At 39.7% G+C, this 4,802-nt stretch carries 4 protein-coding genes; all 4 read left to right on the forward strand.

All coding sequences use genetic code 11. The features are described 5' to 3' along the window. The first annotated feature begins 165 nt into the window (after positions 1–165). The 4 genes from CAN34_RS13580 to CAN34_RS13600 all read left to right on the forward strand — a co-directional run bounded on the left by CAN34_RS13580 (position 166) and on the right by CAN34_RS13600 (position 4,775). On the forward strand, positions 166–1,233 hold the full coding sequence (locus tag CAN34_RS13580) for a DUF475 domain-containing protein (protein WP_089556092.1): 1,068 nt from the start codon (positions 166–168) through the stop codon (positions 1,231–1,233). A 443-nt stretch (positions 1,234–1,676) separates the two neighbouring features. Next, entirely contained in the window at positions 1,677–2,600 is a 924-nt protein-coding gene (locus CAN34_RS13590; RefSeq protein WP_089556093.1) for a DUF808 domain-containing protein, read from the forward strand. Between the two features lie 53 nt (positions 2,601–2,653). Then, on the forward strand, positions 2,654–3,091 hold the full coding sequence (locus CAN34_RS13595; RefSeq protein ID WP_079691203.1) for an MgtC/SapB family protein: 438 nt from the start codon (positions 2,654–2,656) through the stop codon (positions 3,089–3,091). A gap of 841 nt (positions 3,092–3,932) precedes the next feature. Beyond that, positions 3,933–4,775, forward strand: coding sequence for a DUF5020 domain-containing protein (locus tag CAN34_RS13600; protein ID WP_254423197.1), 843 nt, complete (start codon positions 3,933–3,935; stop codon positions 4,773–4,775). The last annotated feature ends 27 nt before the right edge of the window (positions 4,776–4,802 follow it).

Consider the following 4,802-nt stretch of genomic DNA (forward strand, 5'->3'; position numbering starts at 1 on the left):
TAATCACGACAAATACGTTCACAATTTTATATAGAAGATTTCTCAAAAATACTTTATATTCCATTAAAAATTACACATAGAAAAGTGGCTAGCAATAGCCACTTTTTTTATACCACATATCTTTAGTAGATACACTTAGCTTTACGCAACCAGACAGGACATGTCATGAGACATTTTTATTTAGACTTTATCTTCACGGCCATTGCCCTAGCGGTCGCGGCATGGTGGGGATATTCACATGGTGGTATGGGCGGTATGATAACCACCTTATCCATTACCGCTATCTTGGCCGTCATGGAGATTTCATTATCATTCGATAATGCGGTGGTCAACGCCTCAGTTCTTAAGGGCTGGGACGAATTTTGGAAAAAGATATTTTTAACGGTTGGTATTTTAGTCGCCGTATTTGGTATGCGTTTGGTGTTCCCGATTGTCATCGTTGCCGTGACTGCCGACCTTGGTATGATGCAAGTTATAGATTTGGCATTGAACGATCCTAAAGAATACTCCGCCAGACTCTTAGCGCATCATGCTGAAATCTCAGCGTTCGGTGGTATCTTCTTGCTACTGGTATTCTTAAACTTTATCTTTGATGAAAAAGAAGTCCATTGGTTTGATTGGCTTGAGAGCCGTTTGGCCAAACTGGGCAAGGTCGATGCCATGAGTGTTTTTGTCGCGCTTATCGTATTAATGATTGCGGTATCATTTTCTAATCCTAATCAATCAGCTGCTGTCCTAATCGCTGGTGTATGGGGTATCTTGGTATATCTCGGCGTACAAGTGGTCTCTGGTATGCTTGAAGGTGATCTTGAAGAAGATTTAGAAAACGAAGAAAGTGGTTCAGGCGCCGCCGCGACCAGCGCGATTATGAAAGGCGGTATTATCGGCTTTTTATACTTAGAAGTGCTGGATGCGTCGTTCAGTTTCGACGGAGTGATTGGTGCATTTGCCATTACTAATGACGTGATTGTGATTATGCTAGGTCTTGCTATCGGTGCGATGTTTGTGCGTTCGATGACGATCTTCTTGGTGGACAAAGGCACGCTGGATGAGTTCATCTATCTTGAACACGGCGCGCATTATGCCATCGGTGCCTTAGCGATTATCATGTTATTGTCGGTGAAATTCCATGTACCAGAGATCATTACTGGTCTGATTGGTATTGCCTTTATTGGCTGGGCATTGCTTGCATCACTGAAGCATCGTAAGTTAGAAGCCAAGAAAGTTATTTAATTCGATGGTTTTTAGTTTAAAAGCGGATGGTGTCTAACGCAGGTTATATCAAAATTTTGGTATAGCCTGTTTTCTCTTAAACCTTACGCTCTATTATCTGATGAGCGATGGCGATGCTGATAGATTGATGTGGAAAGTGATTATCCATATGACATTTGTATCGTCCGGCTTATTATTTGCGTTTATGGATAAGATTGTCGGTGATACCAAAAAACACTAAAGCCACTAAAAACACTTTAATTTACATGTCTTAGCACATTGCCACTGCTAATATACGCTGAAAAAACAGAAACTGGAAATTGAGTTGATGCAGAGTTGTATTGCCCAGCAAAATGCTTAAAACTTATCTTTAATATTTAAGTCAGATAAGACTAAAAATTTACTAAAATCTTTATTAAAAAAACTATTAATCTATTAACGCAAATAGACGCTAAGGAGCGCACATGGCAGGGGCCAGTTTATTAACCTTACTTGATGATATCAGTGTGATCTTAGATGATGTGTCAATCATGACCAAGGTTGCCGTCAAAAAAACGGCGGGTGTATTGGGCGATGATTTAGCCCTTAATGCTGAGCAAGTTTCAGGGGTTAAAGCAGACCGTGAGCTGCCAGTGGTTTGGGCAGTCGCTAAAGGCTCATTCGTTAACAAGCTTATTCTAGTGCCATTAGCGCTGCTCATCAGTGCCGTTTATCCCCCTTTAGTCACCTTCTTATTGATGTGTGGAGGTGTATATTTGGCTTATGAGGGCGCTGAAAAAATAATTCATAAATTCTGGCCACATATTTTACCTCATGATGAAGATCAAATCGCCCGCCTACGCGCCAATGCTGATGAGACGATTGACTTAGTTGCTTTTGAAAAGGACAAAATCAAAGGTGCGGTGCGTACAGATTTTATCCTGTCGGCAGAGATTATTGTGATTGCGCTAGGCTCAGCAGCTGGAGCGACTCTCTTAGAGAAAAGCTTGGTGCTGTCCATTATTGCCGTTGGCATCACAGTGGGCGTTTATGGTTTGGTAGCGGGTATCGTCAAAATGGATGATTTAGGTTTACATCTAATGAAGCAGACGAGCAATGCAAAGCAAAAAATAGGCGGCTTTTTATTGTCAGCGGCACCAAAATTGATGAAGTTTTTATCGATTGCTGGGACGTTAGCGATGTTTTTAGTGGGCGGCGGTATCTTGGTGCATGGGATTGATTTTTTGCATCATGAAGTTGAAGACTTAGCGCACCTGACAGGAATATTTGAAAGCATAACAACCATGCTCTTAAATGCTTTAGTAGGCTTGATCGTCGGTGTCATCGTCGTGGCTATTATTACCATGATTGGTAAAGTACGTGGTAATAAACCATCTTCTGCGCATTAAAAATTACTAATGCTTGTGTTTATTTAACCCCTTTTTACAGAGCGTGATAAGTTATGTTTGAATTTGATTTGAGCTTAAAACTGTTGGGATATCATTTTATTCAATTAGGCATTGCTTTCATACTTTCGCTACCGATTGCGCTCAATCGTGAGACAAAAGATAAGGGTGCAGGACTTAGAACCTTTCCCTTAGTGAGTATTGCCTCGTGCGCTTTTATGCTAGTCGCTGTAGATATCTATCACGGATCAGAGCCTGAAGCGAGAATCATGTACGCGATTATTACGGGTATGGGTTTCATCGGTGGTGGTGCTATTTTTAAAGGTGACAATACGGTAAAAGGTACTGCGACGGCAGCAAGTTTATGGAATACTGCTGCTATTGGCATCTCCGTGGCTTATGGGCGCTATGAGATTGCGATTATCTTGTCGGTTGTTAATTTCTTAATTCTGCAATTCTCAGAACCATTCAAGGCAAAAGATAAGCTGGATTAGTCATTCTATTTGGTTCCAGTTTATATTTCTAATATAAAGGTCTTTAAAATGAGCATACAAACGCTCAACGGCATAGCGTTGAGCGTTTTTCTATGAGCTCTCTAAACAGTAGCTAACATTGATTGCAGTGGATTATCTGCTTACGGATGCCACGATTTAACCAGCCATAATAGCTCAATGGCTTAACATTTAATACTTGGCACATGCAGGTAATGCTAAAGTTTTTCTGATTCGCTATGTGTCGCTACTTGAGTTTGAATCGATATATTATGACAGTCTTAAATCATCAGCTTTAGCTGCCTGACTTCAATAAAACAGTCTCAGATATTGTCGGGGCGGTTCAATCGCTATCTCCCTTTATCATTATTTTCTTACTTCCTTATTATTTTCTAAGTTTGTCATAAATGACAATAATTTCTGCTGAATGTCAAATACAGCGATTACTCTGATATTTATTTTTATTTTACAAAATTAATATTCCTGACCATTTAGTCAGTTATTTTAATGAAATCATAAACTTAGCGCATATCAATGACTTAGCGCAGCATACGATCATTTTTTTTCAGTCAGTTTACAGTTGTCAGTGCTTATGAAACATGCTTAACTGTTTCAAAGTGTTAATAATTGCTGCAGAAAATCATCATAAACGACAGACTTTGTGGCCTTTAAGAATGCTTTTACTGATAATGTTTATCTTAATAATTCTTTATTTTTACCGAAAGCTGACTGTAATTTCCCCCTAGTATCATAGGCGCGTTTTGATAGGAAGTTAAAACTCGTTTGACATGCCATGACAGCAAAGCCTGCTAGGATCAACCACTGTATATAAAGGAATACTACTGTGCGTTATAACTCATCTGCAAACCTACCATTGACTACCCAATCACTTAAGGTACTTAGCTGTAAATCTTTTTATATCAAACCATTAGCGACCGCAGCTATTGCTATTGTGGCTTTAGGCGGTATGACTGGTGCTCATGCTAAAACCTTATTTAAAGATACCAGTGTTACTTTACTGCACGGTGGTAATTTTGAACTGCTACCTAAAGGCATAGATAGTGAAAACCTTACTACACTGACTTTAGAGCATGCCTCTACCCATGATTGGGGCGGTGTATTCTTCTTCGTTGATCGTCATCAAGGTGGAGAGTACGATCTTAAAGATCAAGCTGGAAACGTGATTGGAAGTAAAGATTATAAAGAGACTTTTGGTAAATTTTCTCCTAAGTTTAAAGTGGCATCATTTAATGACGGACTTATCAAACAAGTCAATCTAGCTGGTGTCTATGAGTTCAGCTCAAACAGTACAGGTTTTGGTCAGGATAACTATTGGGCGGGGGTTGGGGTTGATTTAAACTTACCGATTCCTGGCATGAAATATGCGTCTGCGACCTTGTATCATTCATTTAATGACGTCAAGCCAGATGACCAAAAAATTACGTTAACCGCTGCTTGGGAACGTGATAAAGTGTTGATTGATGGTTATGTCGATTTTGCGTTCAACAGTGATACGCTTGAAAATAACATTCACTTTAACCCGCAAGTTAAGTACAACTTGCAAGAAGCGCTTGGTATTGATAATCGCTTAGAAGTCGGTGGTGAATACAGCTATTGGAAAAATAAATTTGGCGTCGATGGTGTGGACGAACATGCTGTTATGGCACTGGTAAAATACCACTTCTAAACTGCGATCGCGTTTAAAAGTATAAAT

The organism is Psychrobacter sp. DAB_AL32B (genome assembly GCF_002224105.1).
Lineage (GTDB): Bacteria > Pseudomonadota > Gammaproteobacteria > Pseudomonadales > Moraxellaceae > Psychrobacter.

What these genes read in the sequence shown, in the direction of transcription:
- CAN34_RS13580 (WP_089556092.1), top strand. Translation starts at nt 166, where the DNA reads ATGAGACATTTTTATTTAGACTTTATCTTCACGGCCATTGCCCTAGCG.
- CAN34_RS13590 (WP_089556093.1), top strand. Translation starts at nt 1,677, where the DNA reads ATGGCAGGGGCCAGTTTATTAACCTTACTTGATGATATCAGTGTGATC.
- CAN34_RS13595 (WP_079691203.1), top strand. Translation starts at nt 2,654, where the DNA reads ATGTTTGAATTTGATTTGAGCTTAAAACTGTTGGGATATCATTTTATT.